Below are 23,318 nucleotides of genomic sequence, written 5' to 3'. Positions count from 1 at the left end.
AAATCGGGATGGTTGTTTAGGCACGGTTGATAAGTTCACGCATGATCGTGGTCATTTTCGGTTGAGCAGCGTCAGCGGCTTTCTGAACTTCTTCGTGTGTTACTTCTACGATTTTTCCTTCTACTCCCAAGTCGGTGATGACGGAAATACCAAAAACTTTGATACCACAATGGTTGGCTACGATAACTTCCGGAACGGTAGACATACCAACCGCATCAGCACCAAGGATATGGAATAATTTATATTCGGCAGGAGTTTCGAAAGTAGGACCTTGCGTACCAATATACACTCCGTGTTGTACTTTAATTCCTTTTTCTTTGGCAATCTCGTCAGCCTTACTAATCAATTCCTTGCAGTATGCTTCGCTCATGTCCGGGAAGCGAGGTCCGTAAGGGATATTTTTTCCGCGAAGCGGATGTTCGGGGAAATAGTTGATATGGTCAGTGATAATCATCAGGTCACCGATTTCGAAATCTGCATTTGTACCGCCACTGGCATTGGATACGAACAAGGTTTTGATACCTAATTCACGCATGACACGTACAGGGAAAGTTACTTCTTTCATCGAATAACCCTCGTAATAGTGGAAGCGTCCCTGCATAGCCATGATATCCTTATTGCCTAGTTTGCCGAAAATCAGCTTACCGCTATGACCTTCGACGGTAGATACCGGGAAGTTGGGGATATCTGAATACTTTATTTCATACTTCTCGGTGATTTCGTTTGCCAAACTGCCAAGTCCGGTGCCTAGTATAATGGCAGTTTCCGGACTGGTATGCATCTTACCTTTCAGATAAGCTGCGGTTTCTTGTATTTTCTCTAACATAGTCAATAATATGTTGGTTAAATTTATCTTGTTGATTTTGTAATATTTCAATTTCAATAGGCAAGGCGTAGATAAATGGTTTCAATTCCTTGTCCAAAGCCGGATGGTTAATCAGGCGTGTTGCATCTTTCTCGGTGGTAATAATCAACCGGTGTTCTCCTTTCAGTTTATGAAACCGTTCTTTGATAAGCTGTATATCCCGATGAGTGAAATTGTGGTGATCGTCAAACGATAGTAAATCTATTTGTTTGGTACAACCTTCCAGTCTTTCGAGAATAGGGGCAGGTGAGGCAATTCCCGTCATCAATAATATATCAGTGTTTGTCAGTGAGGACAAAGCAACCTCATGGTTTGTCGAAATTGCATTTGTGTCCGGAGACATGGTAGGGAACACTGGTTGCAGGTTACCATACCGGAACGATGAGAAGAATAACTGTTGATATGGATAAAGGTTCAGCCGTTTCGTGATAATGTTATAATCAATAGGCTTGATGTCTTGCGGGCATTTGGTGACAATAACGATTTGCGCCCGATTCTTGCCGCTAATTGGTTCACGAAGCCGTCCTGCGGGGAGCAAAGTGTCATCACAGAATAATCGGTGATAATCCGTTAACAGAATACTCAATCCCGGTTTGACGTATCGGTGCTGGAAAGCATCGTCCAATAGGATAACATCTATTGAAGGCTTTTGCAGTGCAAGCAACTTTTCTATGCCATGACAACGCTTTTCATCGACAGCTACTGTGACAGACGGGAATTTTTGATGCATCTGGTAAGGTTCGTCGCCAATGCTTCTTGCCGTACTTTCCGGAGTTGCCAATACATAACCTTTCGTGTGCCGTTTATATCCCCGGCTTAATACAGCTATCTTATATTGATTACAAAGAAACTTTATCAGATATTCAGTGTGTGGAGTTTTTCCTGTCCCTCCTACAGCGAGATTACCCACGCTGATGATAGGTATATCAAAACTCTTTGATTGAAGAACTTCCCAGTCAAAGAGTTTATTTCTCATCATTACCACTGCTCCGTAGAGCCAGGAGGCAGGGTAGAGCCACTTATGTATCTTGATAAAGTGTTCGTCCATGTATTACGGTTTATTTAATATTCAGTTCGAACGGAATACGTGCCTGAATCATGGATTGTTCTTGCAGATTTTTCAGTAAACCGAATTGCTGGTAGTACTCGCCTAATTTACTTTTCAGTAATTGTGATTCTACATAATTCGTCGGTTTCGTATCAAACAGGGAAGACAGGAAATCTTGTTTCTCCGGATAAGAGACAACGGTATAGCCTTCGATACCGGCTTTTGCAACAGCGATATCCAGTGCCTTGTCAATGCCACCTAATTCGTCTACTAATCCCAGTTCTTTAGCAGTTTCCCCAGTCCATACACGGCCTTCGGCAATCTTCTCGATAGCTTCCTTCGTCATGTGACGTCCTTCGGCACAACGAGTTACAAAGGTATCATATCCTTCAGTTATCATCATTTGAAGCAATGATTTCTCATCCTCGTTAAACGGACGCATGATATTTCCGAAATCAGCGAATTTATTCGTTTTTACGACATCATAACTTAAACCGATTTTATCAGTCAATCCTTTCACATTAGGAATCATACCGAAGATTCCGATAGAACCGGTCAGGGTAGTAGGCTCTGCAACAATCGTATCGGCAACGCAAGAGATATAGTAACCTCCTGACGTGGCATAATCACCCATAGAGACAATGACCGGTTTCTTTGTTTTCAGCTCTTTTACAGCATGCCAGATTTGTTCCGAGGCGAAAGCACTTCCACCTGGAGAATTGACACGGAGTACAACAGCTTTCACATCATCATTATCTTTCAATTTGCGCAGGTCACGAATTACTTTCGAACCGACAATCCCGTCTTCGGAAGTTGCAGAGCTCGGATAGTCTGTAATTTCACCGGATGCATAATAAACAGCTACGATATTACCGCTTTTATCTTTCGGCACATTTTTCCTTACGTTCATCATGTCGCCCAATCCTAATATAGGAAGATTATCATCTTCATTGATCTCAACCAATTTCTTAAGATAATTGCGCACATCATTGCGGTAAATCAATGTATCAGCCAATCCGCATTTTACACTCTCTTCTGCCGGATAGAACATGAGCATACGATCTGCATAAACATTCAGTGAGTCTACAGAAATATTACGTGAAGTAGATACCCCTTCCGTAACCTGCCCCCAGATAGAAGTGATAAATGTGGTAACCTGTTCGCGGTTGGCAGGACTCATTTCCGTAGCAATAAACGGCTCTACGGCAGATTTGTAAGTTCCCACCTTGAACACCTGCATCTCAACTCCTATTTTTTGCAGCAGATCTTTGTAGAACAGGGGAGCAGAGGCGATACCCCGCCATTCAATCATCCCTTTGGGATTGAGCAACACCTTATCGGCTGCGCTGGAAAGATAATAAAGTCCCTGCGTATAGGAGTCTGCATAAGCAATAACGAATTTTCCACTTTCTTTGAAGTCGAGCAGTGCGTTGCGGATTTCCTGCAAAGAAGCATAGGAGGTGCCTAATGAGTTTGCCTGTAGATAAATCCCTTTAATATTTTCGTTTTCTTTAGCCTTCTGGATGGAAGAAAGAATATCGTCCAGTCCGTACGTGTTAGATCCGTCACCCAACAACTGTGATAAAATACCCAGCGGATCTTCTTGCGTACGTTCAACCAACGTTCCGTTTAAGTCGAGCATCATTACAGAATTCTTTTTTACGATTGTTTCCGTGTCCAAAGCAGACATGATGCCAAACAACGTTACCATGCTGATTATAAATAATACAATACTTGACAAAATGATACCTGTCACCGTGGCAAGTGTAAATTTCAAGAAATCTTTCATTATACTTATTGTTTTTTGCGCCAGCTTGTTATTAAGCTAACAAAGATAAATAATTGAGTTGATATTTATTCAATAAGTCGTACGAATTTTTGTTTTATCACAGCGAATCCACATAAATAGGAACTTCCTCCATTTAAGATTTAAGTATATTTGTCTGTATCAAATCCTTTTAAATGAGAAGAAATCTCTAATTTTGTGGCACAACTATTAATACATTGAATAATACTATCATGAAAAAACTCACATCTATCCTTTTATTGCTTTTGTTTGTATGGACGGTACAAGCGCAAACTGCTCGTGAAGAGATCCGTGCAAACCGGTATTTATCCGCTAATAATTATTATGCATATCCCACGCCTACTGCCAAGCAGACAGCTGCTCCTAAGGGGTACGAACCTTTTTATATCAGCACATATATGCGTCATGGTTCACGGTATTTGATTGATCCGAATGATTATCGTTTCCCCAAGCAAACTTTATTAAAAGCCGACTCTTTAAACAAACTTACTGCAACAGGTAAAAACACACTGGATATTGTTTTGCGCATGGCTGATATGGCGGAAGGTCGTCTTGGTGAACTGACTTCGGTGGGAGCACGCCAACACAGAGGAATTGCAAAGCGTATGTATACTAATTTCCCACAGATATTTGCGGATGGAACAGAAGTGGATGCCCGTTCCACAGTTGTCATCCGGTGTATATTATCCATGACATCCGAATGCCTCCAATTGCAGGCGATGAATCCTAATCTATGTATCAAGAATGATGCAAGTTACCATGATATGTATTACATGAATCCTCCTGCTAAGGATTTGAGTAAAATAGCTAGTTCCGATAAAGTGAAGAAGGTTCAGAAAGATTTTGAAGCTACCCATGTACGTCCGGAACGGTTGATGAAAACATTGTTTACAGACGAAGCGTATGTAAAAGCAAACGTTGATGAAGCGCGCCTGATGAGACGTCTTTTTGATTTGGCTTGTAATATGCAGAGTCATGATACAGATATACAGCTATATTCTCTTTTCACGGATGAAGAGTGTTATGATCTATGGAGTTGTAACAACTTATATTGGTATCTGACACACGCTTGTTCTCCTGTAACGGATGGTTTGATGCCCTATCGGGAAGCCGACTTGTTGCGTAATATTTTAGATAGGGCAGATGCTGCTTTGAAAGAAGGTAAGAACCAGGCCACTTTAAGATTTGGTCATGAGTCTTGTCTGTTACCGTTAGTCGCTTTATTGGAACTGAATCATTATGGAGAATCTTACCCTGACGTAGAAAAGTTATCCGAACAATGGAGAGCGTATGATATTTTCCCGATGGCTAGTAACGTGCAATTCGTCTTTTTCCATAAAAAAGGAAGTAACGATGTATTGGTAAAAGTATTACTTAATGAAAAGGAAACTAAACTACCGGTGAAAACAGACGTAGCTCCTTATTACCACTGGAAAGATGTAGAAAGCTACTATCGTGAAAAATTAGATAAATATCAGCATATATAATGCGGCATTAACTTAACATTATTATATTTACCATGAGAAGAAAAACCCCTTTTATGGCTGCAACTCTGGCAGCAGGCTTGTTTTTTTATTCTTCTTGTACTCCGGCTGAAAAGACGGATACAAAAGATTATACTCAATACGTTAATACCTTTATCGGTGGCGCAGACAACGGGCATACATTTCCCGGCGCATGTTATCCTTTCGGTATGATACAGACCAGCCCTGTGACGGGTGCAGTCGGTTGGCGTTACTGTTCTGAATATGTTTATGAGGATTCTCTGGTTTGGGGATTTACACAGACACATTTGAATGGAACAGGCTGTATGGATTTAGGCGATATTCTGGTGATGCCGGTCACTGGCACACGTGCCCGTGCGTGGGATGCTTATCGTAGTCATTTCCCTAAAGATAAAGAAGCGGCTACTCCGGGATATTACACCGCAGAGCTCTCTGATCCACAGGTAAAAGCGGAATTGACTGCCTCTATCCATGCTGCCCTTCACCGCTATACTTATCACAAGGCTGATTCTGCCTCTATATTGATTGACTTGCAACATGGCCCTGCATGGAGAGAAGAACAATATCATTCACAAGTCAACAGTTGTGAAGTGAACTGGGAAGATGATCAAACACTGACAGGACATGTCAATAACACGGTATGGGTCAATCAAGATTATTTCTTTGTGATGAAATTCAACCGTCCGGTAGTCGATTCACTTTATCTTCCGATGGGCGAAACAGAAAAAGGAAAACGCATCATTGCCTCTTTTGACATGCAGCCGGGAGACGAGCTGATGATGAAAGTGGCTCTTTCCACCACCAGCATAGACGGGGCTAAAAAGAATCTGGAAGCAGAAATTCCTGCCTGGGATTTTGAAGGAGTAAGAGCTACCGCCCACAATGAATGGAATAACTATTTGAGCCGTATTGAAATAGAGGGTACCGATGATGAAAAGACAAATTTCTATACTTGTTTCTACCACGCATTGATTCAGCCTAATCAAATTTCGGACGTAGATGGTATGTATCGTAATGCCGCCGACTCTATTGTAAAAGCCGGAACTGGTGCTTTCTATTCTACATTCTCTTTGTGGGATACTTACCGTGCCGCTCATCCATTTTATACATTGGTGATTCCCGAACGTGTGGACGGTTTTGTGAATTCTCTCATCGAACAGGGTGAAGTGCAAGGCTTCCTGCCTATTTGGGGATTGTGGGGAAAAGAGAATTTCTGTATGATTGGTAATCACGGCGTATCAGTCATTGCCGAGGCTTATCGCAAAGGATTCCGTGGCTTTGACGCTGAACGTGCTTTCAATATAATAAAGAAGACGCAGACTGTATCTCATCCGTTGAAGTCTGATTGGGAGGTTTATACGAAATATGGTTATTTCCCGACAGACCTGATAAAAGCAGAATCTGTATCTTCCACTTTAGAATCTGTATATGATGATTATGCTGCTGCCGATATGGCACGTCGTATGGGTAAAGAGGAAGATGCCGCTTATTTTGCGAAACGTGCTGACTATTATAAGAATCTTTTCGATCCGGAGACGAAGTTCATGCGTCCGCGCAAAGCTGACGGAACTTGGAAAGCTCCGTTTAACCCAAGTGCGTTGGCACATTCTGAAAGTGTCGGTGGAGATTATACGGAAGGAAATGCATGGCAATATACTTGGCATGTACAACATGATGTTCCAGGATTAATCCAGTTGTTTGGGGGAGAAAAACCTTTCTTGAATAAATTAGACTCATTGTTTACGGTTAAGCTAGAAGGTGAAAGTTTGGCAGATGTTACTGGATTAATCGGGCAATATGCTCATGGAAATGAGCCAAGCCATCATGTGACTTATTTGTATGCACTGGCTGGTCGTCCGGAACGTACACAGGAATTGGTTCGTGAAATATTTGATACTCAATACAAAAACAAACCCGACGGACTTTGTGGAAATGATGATTGCGGACAGATGTCTGCCTGGTATATGCTTAGTGCGATGGGATTCTATCCGGTAGATCCGGTAAGTGCGGAATATGTATTCGGTGCTCCACAGTTGCCGAAGATGACTTTGCATCTGGCCGATGGCAAGACTTTCACGATTATTGCGGAGAATTTGTCGAAAGAACATAAATATGTAGATAGTATTACATTGAATGGCGAACCATATACGAAGAAAACAATCTCGCATGAGGATATTGTAAAAGGAGGAACGCTGGTATACAAGATGAAGTAATAAATTCGTTTCTGTACTGTTATGGGACTAATGATTTTAATTAATAGTGGTTGGGATCATAACTTATAGTAGAGAAGAAAAAAAGATACTGCAAGAATAAATTGTACGACACCCGGGTGTCGTACAACTTAATACTACCAAATGAAATTAATTTGAAGCCATACGATTAAGTTTGTACTAATACAAACTTATTTCCGTACAATCCTACTCACCTCTATACGCTGCTTTTCAAACTTCTCATTATTGGTGTTGCGGTTACTAACCTCTTTACAGCGAATAGGTGCACTCATTTCAAGCAAGCGCAAAATCTCATTTAAAGATTCACCTTCAAAAGTCGCTTTATAGGAATACTTTCCTAATTCAGCGTCTTTCAGAATAAATTCCACGTTATAAGTCTGTCCCAAACGCTTGAATACATATTCCAGCGGGTCATCTCTAAAAATGAGTATTCCATCTTTCCATGAGCACCATTTATAAGTGTTGGTTTTATTGACGTTATATAAAGAAGTGGCTAGATTATAGTCAATTTTCTCTCCCGGTGAAAGGGGAATCGTCTTTTTCTGGTCAAGAGTAACTGCGACCTTTCCTTTTACTAACGTCACTGCTGCTACATGATCCGGAGCGTATGCGTTCACATTGAATGCAGTGCCGGTAGCTTCTACAGTCAGTTGTTTTGTTTTTACGATGAAGGGATGCTCTTTATCGGATTCTACTTCAAAATAGGCTTCACCCTGCATCGAAACAACTCTTTGCTTATCATTGAATTGAGTCGGATACTTTAAAGAACTTCCGGCATTTAGCCAAACCTTAGAACCGTCAGGCAGATTAACTACCGACCAAGTGCCATAAGGAGTGAATAGCTCCTGATAAGTCTCTGCAATTTGAGAAGCGGGTTTAAAATAAAGATAAGCAGATAATATCAGTAAAGGAAGAAGTAAGATAGCTGCCACTTGCTGCCAATAGTGTAGGAAGGACAACTTAGGACGAACGGAAACCGGCTGGTTTGGATGGAGAATCTGCTCCATTACTTTTCTGTGCGCACTGTCCACATCTATCTTTTCCGGATTAAAAGCCGGGTGACTGACTTCCCACACATTCTTTTGTGATAGAAAGCTCCTATAGTTTTCGGGAGTAGCTGATGTCCAATCTTCCAGTATCTTAATGTCTTCTGGTGTAGCCTCTTTCGAGAGATATCTGGAGATTATAATTTCTATGTCTGAATCTTTATTTATCATATGCATTTTACCTTATATATAATAGACGTTTCAGAAAGAAAATCCCACATTCATTAGTGGAAAAGAAATAAAAAAAGTAGTAAATAAAAATCTTTTAATAAGATGCGGAGCTGCTTCAATGCTTTGCTGATACGTACTTCTACCGTTCTGACAGAGATATTCAGGCGATTGGCTATTTCCTGATATTTAATATTTTCTAATCGGCTCATCTCGAATACTTCTCTTTCTTGAGGAGGTAATTGTTCCAATGCATTTTTAAGTTGCCGGCATAAATCAGAATATAGTATGTAGTTTTCTGTCGTATCTATATCCTTAGAACTCGATTTAAGCTCGTAAGCGATATGTTCATCTATAATCCTGCGATGGCGTAATTCGTCCAGACAGTAATTCCTGACCGCTTTCAGTAAATATGATTTTAGTGAGTTCTCAATTTCCAATGACTTCCGGTCATTCCATAGTTTGAGAAAGATATTTTGCACAATATCTTCGCAGGTCGATTTCTCTGGAATATAAGTACCGCCAAACAACACCAAATCTTTATAATAAGCATGGAATAATCGGGTAAAAGCCTGTTTATCATCCTGTTTCAGTGCTATTACCAGAAAACGGTCGTCGGAAGTCTGTTGTTGGATATTCGACATAGTATTGTAGTAAAGGTTCTATTGTTGGGGGTAAAAATAGAAAGATTATTTGGGATAAACGATAGTTTGATGAAAAAATAATGCAGATGAAAAAATAATGCGATATCCAATGTGGCTTTTATTTTTAGAAACGTCTTATTGATAGAAACGAGAGAAAAACACATTTATTAACCTTTAAATAATACAAGCCATGAGAAAGACATAATCAGTGAATTCAGCTTCCGACAACTGATAAAAAAAGGAAGGTCTGACTCACCTTCCTTTCCAAAGATTCAGTTATTCGTTAATCAACTTATTTGTAGAACCAATAACCAAACATGTAAAGGTATGAAACTTATTTCAATTAGAAAAATGAAAAAGAGAATTAATGTACCTGCGAATGTAAAAATGGGGAGAATCTGTGCTATATGGTTGTTTTGTATAGCTTTGCAAGCTATCAGTATACCTATCCTGGCACAATCCGCCAAAATTACATTGCGACTGAAAAATGTGACTGTAGAGGAGGTCTTGACTAGTATCGAAAATCAGACAGAATATCGTTTCTTATACAACAAAGACATTGTTGATGTAAGCCGTATAGTAAGCATTACTGTGAAAAATGAACGGATGACTCTGGTGCTGGATAAACTTTTTAAAGGCGAAGGAGTATCTTATACGATTGAAAAACGTCAGATTGTATTAAACAAAGTTTCATCTCAACCACAGGATAACAAACAGCCGGTCAAAGTGACCGGAAAGGTAGTGGACGAATCCGGAGAGGTTCTTCCGGGAGTGACTGTGATGATAGAAGGGGCTACTCAAGGAACCATTACCGGTATAGATGGCAATTACCAGTTGCAAGTTCCGGAAGGCTCGACACTGAAATTTACTTCAATAGGTTACACTACATATACGCAGAAAATTACCCGACCGATGACGTTGAATGTGACGATGAAAGAAGATTCGAAACAGTTGGATGAAGTTGTTGTGGTAGGGTATGGAACGACCACCCGTAAGAATCTGACAACTTCCATTGCAACGGTAAAAACGGAAAAAATATCGCGAGCCGCAACAAGTAATATGTCACAGATGTTGCTTGGGCGGGCTGCCGGACTGGAAGCTACGTTGACAAGCCCGCAACCGGGTGGAGCAGTTGACCTTTCAATTCGTGGGGCAGGTACTCCTATCTTTATAGTGGATGGCGTAATGATGCCTTCCACTTCTTTAGAGGTTGGAAACGGAAATCAGGTTATGCCCAACTCTATCAATCGTTCGGGATTGGCCGGACTTAATCCTGCCGATATTGAATCTATCGAAGTGTTAAAGGATGCATCTGCCTCCATTTATGGAATTGGTGCAGCCAATGGTGTCGTTTTAATCACTACAAAGAAAGGTACTGAAACTCGTCCCCAAATCACTTATGAAGGAAATTATTCTATCGTGAAAAACTATCCGTATCTGGAACCTTTGAGTGGGGAAGAATATATGAATGTTGCCAACATTTTCAATAAAGAAAACTATTTATTTACGAACGGTATGTATCCTTATGGTGATAAACCTTTTGATAATAAATGGGTACCTCAATTCTCACCTCAACAGATAGCTGCCGCTCAAACAACAGACTGGCTGGATTGTGTATTAAAGGATGGTAGCATCAATAATCATAATATCACAATTACGGGTGGTTCTAAACTGCTGAAATATTATCTGTCCGGAAATTATTACAAACAGGAAGGTACGGTAGAAAACTCCGCTATGGAACGTTATGCTCTTCGGACAAACATATCTTCACAATTGCTTCCATTTCTTAAGTTGACAGCAATTGTCAATGTAAATGAAAATGAATATACAAATTCAACTTCCGGTGGCGGAGGTGGTGGAAATGGGTACGATGCTATACAATCAGCATTGACTTATCCTTCTTATTTACCAATCAGAGGTGAGGACGGAAAGCCTACTTTATATTCAAATTACCCTAACCCGGCTGAAATGATAAAAGTTAGTGACCGGACTAAAACAAGCGGTTATTATCTAAACTTTGCTGCCGATGTGGATATAATCAAGGATATGTTGTCTTTCCGCTTGATGTATGGTATCAATAAGGAAAATGCTAACCGTAACTTGTATGTTCCTTCTGATATTTATTTTATGGACATGTATAAATCAAGAGGGCATTTGGGATATGTTGAACGTAGAAACCAAACCATGGAAGGCACATTGACTTTCAAAAAGCAGTTTGGAGATTTGTTACGTGTCGATGCCGTAGTCGGTATGGGAAGATATACGAACGATTCAAATGGACTTGAACTTGACTACGAACAGATTAACGATCACATTGCTGCTGATAAGGTGGAAGCTGCGGAAGGCGCTTTCTACCCGACTTCTTTCAGAGCAGCCGATGAACGTCGTTCTCAATTTGCCAGGGCAAGTGTGGATGTGCTCGACAGATATGTGGTTGCCGCTACTATTCGTCGCGATGGAACGGATAAGTTTTTTCCGGGAAAGAAATATGCCTATTTCCCTTCAGTGTCATTGGCCTGGAAATTATCTAACGAGCCGTTTATGAAGCATATATCATGGATTGACCAGTTGAAGATTCGTGGTAGTTATGGACAGACTGGTAATGATAATCTGGGTAGTTCGCTTTATGGCACTTTCAGTCTGGCAGCCCAATATATCAAGTTTTCTAACAATTCAGTGACTTATGTGCCCTATCTGCTTAGCGGTCCTGATTACCCGAATGTAACTTGGGAAAAGACTACCATGAAAAATATAGGTGTAGACTTTTCTGTTTTAAAAGATAGAATCTGGGGAAGTTTTGATATGTTCCGCAATGATGTAACCAACTTGCTGGGATATGACTCTGCCTCTCCGCTTAGTATGACATCTTCCGTCCCGATGAATTATGGACATTATGTACGTTACGGATGGGATGCGACTATTAACTCACTTAACTTTGAAATCCCCCGTGTATTTAAGTGGACCTCACAATTGACCTTATCACATCATAATGCCGTTTGGAAAGAACGGATGCCCAACTATTATTATGAAGAATATCGAATCCGCAAGAACGAACCGGTGAATGCTTATTATTACTATGAAACGGAAGGCGTTATCAACATAGATAAAAGCAATATGCCCGAATCGCAGAAATCTTTGCCGGCAGATGCGCAACAGCCCGGTTATCCGATTATTAAGGATGCAAATGGGGATAACAAAATAACGATTGATGATGTAAAGATGCGGAATACACTTCCAAAAATTCACATAGGCTTTGGAAATACATTTGTATACAAAGATTTTGATCTGGATGTATTTATGTATGGACAATTCGGACGTACACGCTATAACTATGCATATCGTTGGGCACTTGTCGGAGATGTGTATTACACGAGTCCCAAGAATTCGAACAAATATGTATATACTATCTGGAATTCTCAAACCAATCAGAATGGAAATCGGCGTGGTATTGCTTCAACAAAGGCTGTCGCTTTGCCTGGTAACGTAGGTTTTGAGGAAGATTATCAGAATGCTTCGTTCGTACGTGTCAGGAATATCACTTTAGGATATAACCTTTCAGGAAAGAAGCTGGGAAGAGTGGGTGATTATGTGAGTTCTATCAGAGTTTTTGTCGACTGTCAGAATCCGTTTACTTTTACCAAGTTTGTAGGTGTCGATCCTGAAATAAAGACGGGTGGCGACGGCTCCAAAGCGGAGTATCCGATGACGAGAACATACTCCTTCGGAGCAAAAATATGTTTCTAAGAAAACCTGTAACGAAAGAAAAGATTGAAAATATGAACAAGAATAAATTATTTAAGGTGTTTGTCATGATTGCATTTATCATGTGCAGTTGTGAGGATAATTTTGATCCGAAGATGTATGGCACGTTGAATGTTTCTAATTATCCGGTGACTGAAGCCGAATACGAATCATTTATGATGACCTGCTATATGCCTTTTACGACAACATGGACCTATTGGATCGGTGCCGGAACAAGTGGCAATCAGCACGGTTGGTATATCCCTGCCGGAGGTGTACTGAAGTTCTTTGATTATCCGACAGATGAGGTGGCTGTGTGGAATAATGGTTGGGGAGGCGGATATTATTTCCTTTCTAAAGCCGATTTCAGTCAGTGTGTTTATTACGCAAGCGGTACATTAAGCGATGAAAACCCGAACCACTTTCCGAAAGTAAGTGAGATTTCCTACTTCACCAATGTGATCGGCACACTGGAGAAGGCTTCTACCGAAGTGGTCTCTGAAGAGCGTAAAAGAGAATTTATTGCTGAAGCCCGTCTTTGTCGTGGATTGATGATGTATTATCTATTGCATGTATATGGTCCTGTTCCTTTGATTGTCGATCCGAACGACCTGATTAATCCTTCAAAACTGGAAAATCTGGTACGTCCGACATTGCAGCAAATGACGGAGTGGATTATGGCTGATTTTGATTATGCTTATCAGTATATTGCAGATACACAGCCGGAGCAGGGACGTTACAATAAAGACTATGCACGTGTATGCATCATGCGGCATTGCTTGAATGAAGGCTATTATATGTCCGGTTATTATCAGAAAGCGATTGATATGTATAACGAGTTGAAGGGACGGTATAGTCTTTTCAAGAAAGGGGACAATCCTTATATCGAGCAATTTAAAAATGCTAATAACTTTAATTCGGAAGTGATTATGGCTGTCAGTTGTGATGAAACGGCGGACGGTACGAATAAGTCCGGCAACTTTAACCCGCTGATGATGCTCGCTACTCCCGATAATGCAGCTCGAGTGGACGATCAGGGAAATCCGACTCCTTTCTACCTGCAAGGGCAGGGATGGGGGCAAACCTTCAATGTGTCTCCGAAATTTTGGGATACGTATGATCCTTCGGACAAACGTCGTGAAGTGATCCTGACCAAATATTATACGACTGCAGGAACCTGGATTGACCGGAATACTACTACATGGGACGGGTTTATCATTAATAAATTCCCGGTGGAAACAGCTACGGCTTTTCAGGGGACTGATATACCGTTAGCCCGTTGGGCAGATGTATTGCTCATGTATGCGGAAGCCGAAGTACGTAAAAACAATGCGGCTCCGTCCGCTGACGCTATTGCTGCGGTCAATGAGGTGCGTAAGCGTGCCGGACTGGGGGATCTCCCGTCATCGGCAACAGCGAATGTTGAAGCTTTTCTGGATGCTTTACTTACGGAAAGAGGACATGAAATGTTGTATGAAGGGATGCGTAAAATAGATCTCATCCGTTTTAATCAGTATGCGCAGCGTACAGCGAAGATCAAAGGAGTGGCTCCTACACATCAATATGTGCCTATTCCTAATTATGCGGTTCAACAAGCTTCGGAATCTTATGGAAAAGTGTTGGCACAGACATTTGAACGTGAGGGATGGAAAGCGGATCTTGCGGCAGCTCGCAATTAATGTCATCATTCATTATTGTTAAACTAGAGATCTTAAGAAAAATGAAAAAGATATACGTATTATTCATGTCGTCGTTATTGCTCCTTTCGTGTGCAAAAGATGATGTTAGTAAGCCAAGTGAATGGCCGGAGTGGCCTACACCTTCAAAACCTAAAATAGAAAATGCCGTATTGCGGGGAGTGAATGGTGAAACGGTTGTGGCGGCTGGTGATAAAGTGAAGTTCACCGCACAAGTCAGTGATGAATATAATGATTTGGTTTCATTCCAATTATTAGTGACAATGGATGGAGCCGAAATCTTGAATTTGTCTAAAGGATTGAGCGGACGTTCTGCGGTTATTGAAGAGGAAGCTACTTTACCTTTTGTTGCCGGTTTCCAGAATGGACGTCCTGTGGTGACTATAAAAGCTGTAAACGATTTAGGTGGCAATGAATCGACTCTGACTTTGGATGAGGCCGCAAGTGTGGCGGTAACCCGTCCGGAAACACCTTCCCAATTATACCTTGTTGATGATTTGGGAAATGTGTATGAAATGGACAAGGAGAGTCAGAATGAAACGGATTATAGTTTCCGGACGAGTGCGGCGGATTTGGCAGGGATTGGCGACCATTTTAAAGTTGCCGAAAAGATAATAAATAATAAACCTGATTATTCCGGTTTGGTATGGGGATATTCAGACAATAAGATCGCGATTGTGACTGATGATGCAGCTACTTCGATTCCGACTCCTAAGGTAGGGAGTTATACATTGGAGAATATCACTTTTGATATGTTGAGTTTTCTGGCTGATAAGACTTTGACATACAGCATTGATATTGATAAGTCCCGCTTCTTTGATGTGGGAGGAGGATATGTCCAGTTGGATGTTCAGTTGGTAGAAAGTGCCAAGATTAATTTTATAGGTTTTGGTAGTGATGTCACCAATATGCTCCGGCCGGAATTCTTTAAAGATGTTTCAGGGAGCAAAGCAAAATTCGATGGTCCGTCGGTACTTTATAACTTGAAATATAATACATCAAATGGTTTTATGTATATGGAACGTCCGCGGGATGTTTTTTATCCGGAGGTGATGTATATTCTCGGTACTGGAGTCGGATTTCCACGCGAACCTTATGTGGCTACGCTTGCTTGGGACTTCGCATATCCTCACCAGTGGTTCTTCTTTAAAAAGGTCGGTGCAAATACTTTCGAAGCAGTTGTATACATCGACCAGACGATGGGATTTAAGTTCTATAGAGGATATGGATGGGCGCAAGAGGAAGATACGAAGAACTCATATACGGTTGAGCCTGTCAACTTGGTTACGAGAAATGCTCCCGGCGATCTGATTCCCGGTCCTGATTTTAAAGCCGGACTTTATACGATACATATTGATAAAGCCAGTGAAGTGATACGATTGACTCCTTACAATTAAGAGGGGATCATGATTAATAGTCTTTAATTTAATATTCAATAGAATTATGTATATATCAATGAAAACATATAGTAAGAAATTTCTGGTTACGTTCTTTTTTTCGATGTTGCCAATGTTATTAATGTCTTGTTCGATGGATCCGGAGAAAGCCTCTTTTTCTATTTCCGGAAATTTAGAGAAGTTACAGATCGGTAATGACGGTTTTACGGAGGTTTATTCGATAAAGTCTAATACGGAATGGAAATTTGTAAACGAGACGGATCAGTCTTGGGTTACCATCTCACCGACCAAAGGGAGTGGAAACGGAACTGTGACAATTACTGCAAATGCAAATACAGGAACCGGACGTACGGCTGTATTCCGCGTAGTACCTAATGGAGTAAAGACACAGGAAATTGAGATCATTCAGGGTAATTCTTATATCCCTACAACTGATGGAGAATTCCCGATTATAGCATGGACCGGGGTGGAAGCAGATAAGTCGCTGGAGAAATTCCCGGTGATGAAAGCATCCGGCATTAATATTTATCTGGGATGGTATGATGATTTGGAAACAACATTGAAGGTGCTTGACGCCGCACAGAAGACCGGAGTGAAAATGATAACTTCTTGTAAGGATCTCTTGTCTGTCGCTACTGCCGAAGAGGTTGTAAAAGCGATGATGAATCATCCGGCTTTGTATGCCTATCATTTGAAGGATGAACCGGAAGTGAATGATTTGCCGGGCTTGGGCGAATTGGTGAAGAAGATTAAAACCATCGACAGTCATCATCCTTGTTATATCAACTTGTACCCCAATTGGGCATGGGGGAAAGAACTTTATTCTGAAAATGTAAAGTCGTTTATAGAACAAGTCCCTGTTCCGTTTATTTCGTTTGACAATTATCCAATTGTCTCTATAAATGGTGCTCCAAGCATTATCCGTCCGGACTGGTATCGAAATCTGGAAGAAATATCGGCTGCTGCTAAAGAGAACAATAAGCCGTTCTGGGCATTTGCACTTGCACTTTCCCATAAACTTGATGACACTCATTTTTATAAGATACCGACATTGCCCGAGTTGAGATTACAAGTCTTCAGTGATTTAGCTTATGGTGCGCAGGCAATCCAGTATTTTACCTATCGCGGACTTCAACATGATGATCCGACTGAAGTGTATGATTTGGTCAAGACTGTTAATCAGGAAGTACAGCAACTTGCGGGTATATTCTTGGGAGCACAGGTTATTTCAGTATCTCACACCGGAAGTGAAATACCTGAAGGCATGAAGGCTTTGGGAAGTCTGCCGACTCCTATAAAATCATTGACTACGAGTGATACAGGTGCTGTTGTCTCTGTCCTGGAGAAAGGTGGTAATCAATATCTTGTGGTAGTAAATAGAGATTTTCGTAATGTGATGAACCTGTCTATCGATGTGGATAGTTCTGTTAGCAGAGTGTTGAAAAATGGTTCAACGACTACTCCGGACGGCTCTACGATAGCAGTCGAACCGGGTGATATGGTAATATTTACGTGGAGAAAATAAAAAGATTTTTAATTTGATAAAGTAAAACGATTATATGAAAAAGATATTACTTTCCTTTTTTATTGGTGTTATGTTGATTGCCTGCAACCAGAAAACTGTCTCTGTTCGTGAGGTCTGGACGAAAGAGCAGGCTAATGAGTGGTATAAACAATGGGGATGGCTTCGTGGATGCGATTTTATTCCAAGCACGGCAATCAACCAAATGGAGATGTGGCAGGCAGATACTTTTGATCCGGTGACTATTGATCGTGAACTGGGGTGGGCGGAAGAAATAGGCATGAACTGTATGCGCGTATATTTGCATCACCTGGTTTGGGAAACAGATAAGGAAGGCTTTAAGAAACGTATCAATGAATACCTTACTATTGCCGACAAGCATCATATCTCTACCATCTTCGTCTTCCTGGATGATTGTTGGAATCCTGTATATCAGGCTGGCAAACAGCCGGAACCACAGCCGGGAGTACACAATTCGGGATGGGCACGTGACCCGGGTGATCTGTATTATAAAGGCGATACGGCAGTGATACTTCCGATATTGGAAAGCTATGTGAAAGATATCCTGACTACCTTTAAGGATGATAAGAGAATCGTATTATGGGACTTATATAATGAACCCGGAGGTTCGGGAGGATATAGATACGGTGAAAGAAGTTTGCCGTTATTGCAGAAGATATTTACGTGGGGACGAACGGTGAATCCGTCACAACCTCTGTCGGCCGGAGTTTGGGATATGAGCCTGACTAATCTGAATAAGTTCCAATTGGAAAATTCGGATGTGATAACATACCACACGTATGAAGGCGTGAATTCGCATCAGCAACTCATTGATACATTGAAGCAATACGGTCGCCCGATGATTTGTACAGAATATATGGCACGTACTCAAAATAGTACTTTCCAGGATATTATGCCAATGCTGAAGAGAGAAAATATCGGTGCAATCAACTGGGGACTTGTAGCCGGAAAAACAAATACGATCTTTGCATGGGACACTCCATTGCCTGATGTTGTTGAACCTCCATTGTGGTTCCATGATATATTCCGTAGTGATGGAACCCCTTATTCGACAGAAGAAGTGGAATGTATTCGTTCATTAACTAAATAATTCCCTTATGATAACTATGAGGAATATATGGATAATGATGTTGGGGATATGCCTGTTTGGTTGCGGGGCTGGTAAACAGCCCCCTTCCTCACAGCTATCCTTAACATGGAAACTGGAAAAAGATAGTGTGGAAGCCAGATATTTTAAGAATACATTCTGCCTGACGAATAATGGGAATAAATCCTTGACTAATAATTGGGTGATCTATTTTAATCAGACACCTATTTATTATCAGCAACCTATTAATGCACCGCTGGAAATTGAATGTTTGGGTTCGACTTACTATAAAATGTACCCCACTGAACACTACCAGGCATTGCCACCGGGTGAAACAATCACTTTTACCATATTGAGTGAAGGAAATGTGATTAATGTGTCCTCGGTTCCTGAAGGGGCCTATGTGATAACTACCGATGAAAAAGGAAAACCGTTACAACCGCAAAATGTCCCCATTGAGATCGAGCTTTTTAAGCCCGATACCCAATGGGTTAGCTCGAGGAATAGCTTTCCCTATGCAGATGGGAATTATTTCTATAAGCAGAATGATGATTTCAGCAAACCGGTAGATTGTGATATGCTTTCTCTTTTTCCTGCTCCTAAAAAAGTGGAAAAGACGGGCGGGGTTTCTTCTTTCTCTCAAAAAGTCTGTCTGAAGTTTGATGATGCGTTTAAAGAGGAAGCTCTTTTATTGAAAAGTCAATTGACTTCATTATTAAGATGTAGCGTTTCCGATAAGGATGAAGAAACAATCATTGAATTGAAGAAAATGGAGGTTCCTATTACCTGTCAATATCCCGATGAATATTACGAAATCGTGATAAAGAATAACCGGTTGACTTTGAAAGCTAGTGATACACATGGCATATTTAATGCTTGTCAAACATTGCTTGCCTTATTAGATAACATGGAACTAACTTCTTCTCCGCTACCTAATCTTCATATTACCGATTATCCGGACATGGGGCATCGGGGAATTATGTTGGATGTAGCCCGCAACTTTACAAAGAAAGCGGATCTGCTGAAACTGATCGATATATTATCATTCTATAAGATGAATGTACTGCATTTGCATTTGAGTGACGATGAGGCCTGGCGTGTGGAAATACCCGGATTGGAGGAATTGACAGAAATAGCTTCTCGCAGAGGACATACCATAGATGAACAGACATGTCTTTATCCTGCGTATGCCTGGGGATGGAATGAGACAGATACTACTTCATTGGCCAATGGATATTATTCTCGCAGTGACTTCATGGATATTCTGAAATATGCGAAAGAAAGGCATATCAGAGTTATTCCCGAAATAGACATTCCCGGACATTCCCGGGCAGCGATTAAAGCCATGAATGCCCGTTATCAGAAATATATAGATACAGACCAATCGAAAGCGGAAGAATATCTTTTGACTGACTTTGCAGATACTTCCCAATATCTGTCTGCACAAAATTTTACAGACAATGTGATTAATGTTGCCATGCCTTCCACTTATCATTTTCTTGAAAAAGTGATTGACGAAATCGTACGGATGTATCAGGATGCAGGAGTAGAACTGACTGCTTTCCATGTGGGTGGAGATGAAGTGCCGGAAGGTATTTGGGAAGGTTCTTCTATCTGCCGCACTTTTATGCAAGAGAACGGACTGACTAAGATACGGGATCTGAAGGATTATTTTCTGGAACAAATATTGGAAATGCTGGACAAACGTAACATACAGGCAGTCGGATGGCAGGACATTGTTATGAATCCTGATAATACCGTTAACGAACATTTCAGAAATAGCAAGGTCTTGAATTATTGCTGGAATACAATTCCGGAACAGGGTGGGGATGAAGTTCCGTATAAGTTAGCAAATGCGGGCTATCCTATTATACTCTGTAATGTGGGTAATTTCTATTTGGATATGGCCTATTGTTATCATGTGGAAGAACCGGGGTTACGTTGGGGTGGTTACGTAGATGAGTACGTAACGTTTGATATGTTGCCTTTTGATATTTACAAGTCTTTACGGCGGAATCTGAAAGGTGAATCTGTGGATGTAAAAACAGCCTCAAACGGTAAGCAACCTTTGACAAAAGAGGGGTATAAGAATATCAAAGGTTTGTCCGGACAAATCTGGGCGGAGACAATCCGTAGTTTCGAACAAATAGAATATTATCTTTTCCCGAAAGTCTTTGGACTGGCAGAACGCGTTTGGAATGCTCAACCATCGTGGGCATTGTCTCCGGACGGCAAAGTATATATGGATGCCAAACGAAAATATAATGCCGGTATTGTAACTTATGAATTGCCCCGTTTGGCAAAACGAGGTATTAATTTCCGGGTATCTCCTCCAGGTATTATAGTAAAGGATGGATTGTTACTTGTTAATACTACCAATCCCAATGCGGTAATCCGGTATACAACCGATGGCAGTGAACCTACGGAAAGTTCTGTAGAATGGCAAACACAGATAGCATGTGATGCTCCACTGATAAAAGCAAAGGCTTTTTATTTAGGAAAGGAAAGTGTAACTACCGTATTGATAAACGAATCATATTAAATGGTATGTTAAACCCTCCAGAGAAGAAATTCTTTGGAGGGTTTTCTTATTAATTTTGCTTTTAACTCGAATAATTCTCTAAATTTGTGCCATTAACTCGACTAATACATCCATGGAGCATACTGAAACTTTAATAGTAGAGCAGTTGAAGACAGGTAATGAAGATGCCTATCAATACATCTATGACCGTCACTATGCCCTGTTATGTCATGTCGCGAATGGCTATGTAAAAGATCAATTCCTCGCGGAAACCATCGTCGGAGATACTATTTTTCATTTATGGGAGATTCGTGAAACGCTGGAGATTTCCGTTTCCATCCGTAGCTATTTGTTGAGAGCCGTCCGTAATCGTTGTATCAACTATCTTAATTCAGAATGGGAAAAGCGCGAGATTGCGTTTTCATCTCTGATGCCCGATGAGATAACAGACGATAAAATGACGATATCCGATTCGCATCCGTTGGGGACATTGCTGGAGCGTGAACTGGAAGAGGAAATATATAAAGCCATTGATAAATTGCCGAACGAATGTCGTCGCGTGTTCGATAAAAGCCGTTTTGAAGGAAAATCATACGAAGAAATTTCTCAAGAGTTAGGCATCTCTGTCAATACGGTTAAGTATCATATAAAGAATGCATTAGCATCTTTACAAACGAATCTAAGTAAATATCTGATTACTCTACTTTTATTTTTTTTCGGGTAAAAACGAAAAAAAAGTCATTTTTAGACTACCCTCAATTAAAAATCTACTGTCTCCTTTATAGAACGCAGAAAAATGGAAGAAGAAAAGAAACATATTGATGAATTGATTGCAACCTATCTGACCGAAGGTTTGGACAAAAATGCTTTAGCCGAACTAAAAGCATGGATAGCTGCATCACCTGAAAATGAGGATTATTTTATTCAGCAACGGGAAGTCTGGTTCTCTGCCGTGAGCCGTGAAGCCGCGTCGAAATACAATAAAGATAAGGCATTCGATACCTTTAAGAATCGTATCGGGAGCCGGAAGCAAGTGGAGAAAGCTCCTCGCCAGGAATTCCGTTTGTCGGCGTTGTGGCGTTATGCCGCGATTATCGCAGTCATACTTGCAGTAGGATGCTTCTCATATTGGCAGGGAGGAGTGAATGTAAAAGACACTTTTGCAGATATATCCGTAGAGGCTCCTTTAGGATCAAGAACGAAACTTTATTTGCCTGATGGTACATTGGTTTGGTTGAATGCCGGTTCACGAATGACCTACTCACAAGGCTTTGGAGTAGATAACCGTAAAGTAGAATTAGAAGGTGAGGGATATTTTGAAGTCCAACGGAATGAGAAACTCCCTTTCTTTGTAAAGACTAAAGATTTGCAATTGCAGGTATTGGGAACAAAATTTAATTTCCGCGATTATCCGGAAGATCACGAAGTGGTAGTATCCTTGTTGGAAGGGAAAGTGGAATTAAATAATTTACTGAAAAAAGAGAAAGAAGCTTTCCTTGCACCCGACGAGAGAGCGATATTAAACAAAGCGAACGGATTGATGACCGTAGAAACGGTCACAGCCTCCAATGCCTCCCAATGGACGGATGGCTATCTGTTTTTTGATGAAGAACTTTTGCCGGACATCGTGAAAGAACTGGAACGTAGCTACAATGTGAATATCCACATAGCTAATGATTCATTAAATAAATTCCGGTTCTACGGAAACTTCGTCCGTCGGGAACAAAGTATTCAGGAAGTGTTGGATGCGTTGGCATCTACAGAGAAAATACAATATAAAATTGAAGAGCGCAATATAACTATCTATTAACCGGTTACCAGAGATTATAATACTATGATTGTTTAACCTTATAATTGAAGAATATGAGTAAAGGAAATAATACTGAATAGTCTTTAGTGAATGATAAGGAGAGAAAAATAAAAACCGGAAGATCTCGAACATCTTCCGGCTCCTGAATCTCTTCTTCAACAACTTTCAAACGTGAGCATGTTTTCAAAAGAGATTATGCAAAGTTAGC

General features: G+C 40.8%; 15 protein-coding genes. 10 read left to right on the top strand and 5 right to left on the bottom strand.

What is annotated here, in order from left to right; all coding sequences use genetic code 11:
- Positions 1–16 precede the first annotated feature (16 nt).
- The 3 genes from DWZ47_RS07725 to sppA are packed head-to-tail and all read right to left on the bottom strand — an operon-like array spanning position 17 to position 3,702.
- Positions 17–826: a purine-nucleoside phosphorylase gene (locus DWZ47_RS07725; RefSeq protein WP_004298940.1), complete on the bottom strand. Its 810-nt coding sequence runs from the start codon at positions 824–826 to the stop codon at positions 17–19.
- On the bottom strand, positions 783–1,913 hold the full coding sequence (gene lpxK, locus DWZ47_RS07720; protein ID WP_008649900.1) for a tetraacyldisaccharide 4'-kinase: 1,131 nt from the start codon (positions 1,911–1,913) through the stop codon (positions 783–785). The genes DWZ47_RS07725 and lpxK overlap by 44 nt, the downstream gene beginning before the upstream one ends.
- A gap of 10 nt (positions 1,914–1,923) precedes the next feature.
- Positions 1,924–3,702: a signal peptide peptidase SppA gene (gene sppA, locus DWZ47_RS07715; RefSeq protein ID WP_117512718.1), complete on the bottom strand. Its 1,779-nt coding sequence runs from the start codon at positions 3,700–3,702 to the stop codon at positions 1,924–1,926.
- Positions 3,703–3,932: 230 nt separating this feature from the next.
- Here sppA and DWZ47_RS07710 point away from each other — a divergent pair, with 230 nt between their 5' ends.
- Together DWZ47_RS07710 and DWZ47_RS07705 are read left to right on the top strand one after the other, a co-directional pair.
- On the top strand, positions 3,933–5,207 hold the full coding sequence (locus DWZ47_RS07710; protein ID WP_117512717.1) for a histidine-type phosphatase: 1,275 nt from the start codon (positions 3,933–3,935) through the stop codon (positions 5,205–5,207).
- A gap of 32 nt (positions 5,208–5,239) precedes the next feature.
- The gene (locus DWZ47_RS07705) at positions 5,240–7,438 is read left to right on the top strand and encodes a GH92 family glycosyl hydrolase (RefSeq protein ID WP_165860877.1); all 2,199 of its coding nucleotides are present in this window, start codon (positions 5,240–5,242) and stop codon (positions 7,436–7,438) included.
- A 188-nt stretch (positions 7,439–7,626) separates the two neighbouring features.
- Here DWZ47_RS07705 and DWZ47_RS07700 read toward each other — a convergent pair whose 3' ends face one another.
- Positions 7,627–8,673 (bottom strand): FecR family protein, encoded by a 1,047-nt coding sequence (locus DWZ47_RS07700; RefSeq protein ID WP_117512828.1) that lies wholly within the window; start codon positions 8,671–8,673, stop codon positions 7,627–7,629.
- Between the two features lie 53 nt (positions 8,674–8,726).
- A complete protein-coding gene (locus DWZ47_RS07695; RefSeq protein WP_117512715.1) occupies positions 8,727–9,314 on the bottom strand; it encodes an RNA polymerase sigma-70 factor in 588 nt (195 codons plus the stop codon).
- Between the two features lie 327 nt (positions 9,315–9,641).
- Here DWZ47_RS07695 and DWZ47_RS07690 point away from each other — a divergent pair, with 327 nt between their 5' ends.
- From DWZ47_RS07690 to DWZ47_RS07655, 8 genes are all read left to right on the top strand, one after another.
- Complete coding sequence (locus DWZ47_RS07690; protein WP_117512714.1) at positions 9,642–13,058, top strand: SusC/RagA family TonB-linked outer membrane protein; 3,417 nt, start codon at positions 9,642–9,644, stop codon at positions 13,056–13,058.
- Positions 13,059–13,090: 32 nt separating this feature from the next.
- Complete coding sequence (locus DWZ47_RS07685) at positions 13,091–14,734, top strand: RagB/SusD family nutrient uptake outer membrane protein (RefSeq protein ID WP_233525019.1); 1,644 nt, start codon at positions 13,091–13,093, stop codon at positions 14,732–14,734.
- Positions 14,734–16,149: a DUF5125 domain-containing protein gene (locus DWZ47_RS07680; protein ID WP_117512712.1), complete on the top strand. Its 1,416-nt coding sequence runs from the start codon at positions 14,734–14,736 to the stop codon at positions 16,147–16,149. Before DWZ47_RS07685 ends, DWZ47_RS07680 begins: the two co-directional genes overlap by 1 nt.
- A 46-nt stretch (positions 16,150–16,195) precedes the next feature.
- Positions 16,196–17,674: a BACON domain-containing protein gene (locus DWZ47_RS07675; RefSeq protein WP_117512711.1), complete on the top strand. Its 1,479-nt coding sequence runs from the start codon at positions 16,196–16,198 to the stop codon at positions 17,672–17,674.
- Between the two features lie 34 nt (positions 17,675–17,708).
- Complete coding sequence (locus DWZ47_RS07670; protein WP_004315169.1) at positions 17,709–18,782, top strand: cellulase family glycosylhydrolase; 1,074 nt, start codon at positions 17,709–17,711, stop codon at positions 18,780–18,782.
- Positions 18,783–18,789: 7 nt separating this feature from the next.
- Positions 18,790–21,321, top strand: a complete 2,532-nt coding sequence (locus DWZ47_RS07665) for a family 20 glycosylhydrolase (RefSeq protein WP_117512710.1) — start codon at positions 18,790–18,792, stop codon at positions 21,319–21,321.
- A gap of 112 nt (positions 21,322–21,433) precedes the next feature.
- Positions 21,434–22,024, top strand: a complete 591-nt coding sequence (locus tag DWZ47_RS07660; RefSeq protein WP_004307060.1) for an RNA polymerase sigma-70 factor — start codon at positions 21,434–21,436, stop codon at positions 22,022–22,024.
- Between the two features lie 72 nt (positions 22,025–22,096).
- The gene (locus tag DWZ47_RS07655; RefSeq protein WP_004307061.1) at positions 22,097–23,110 is read left to right on the top strand and encodes a FecR family protein; all 1,014 of its coding nucleotides are present in this window, start codon (positions 22,097–22,099) and stop codon (positions 23,108–23,110) included.
- The last annotated feature ends 208 nt before the right edge of the window (positions 23,111–23,318 follow it).

The sequence above is a fragment of the Bacteroides sp. AF32-8BH genome (assembly GCF_003435205.1).
In the GTDB taxonomy this organism is placed as follows: Bacteria; Bacteroidota; Bacteroidia; order Bacteroidales; family Bacteroidaceae; genus Bacteroides; species Bacteroides ovatus.
This window is presented reverse-complemented; position numbering and strand designations above follow the sequence as displayed.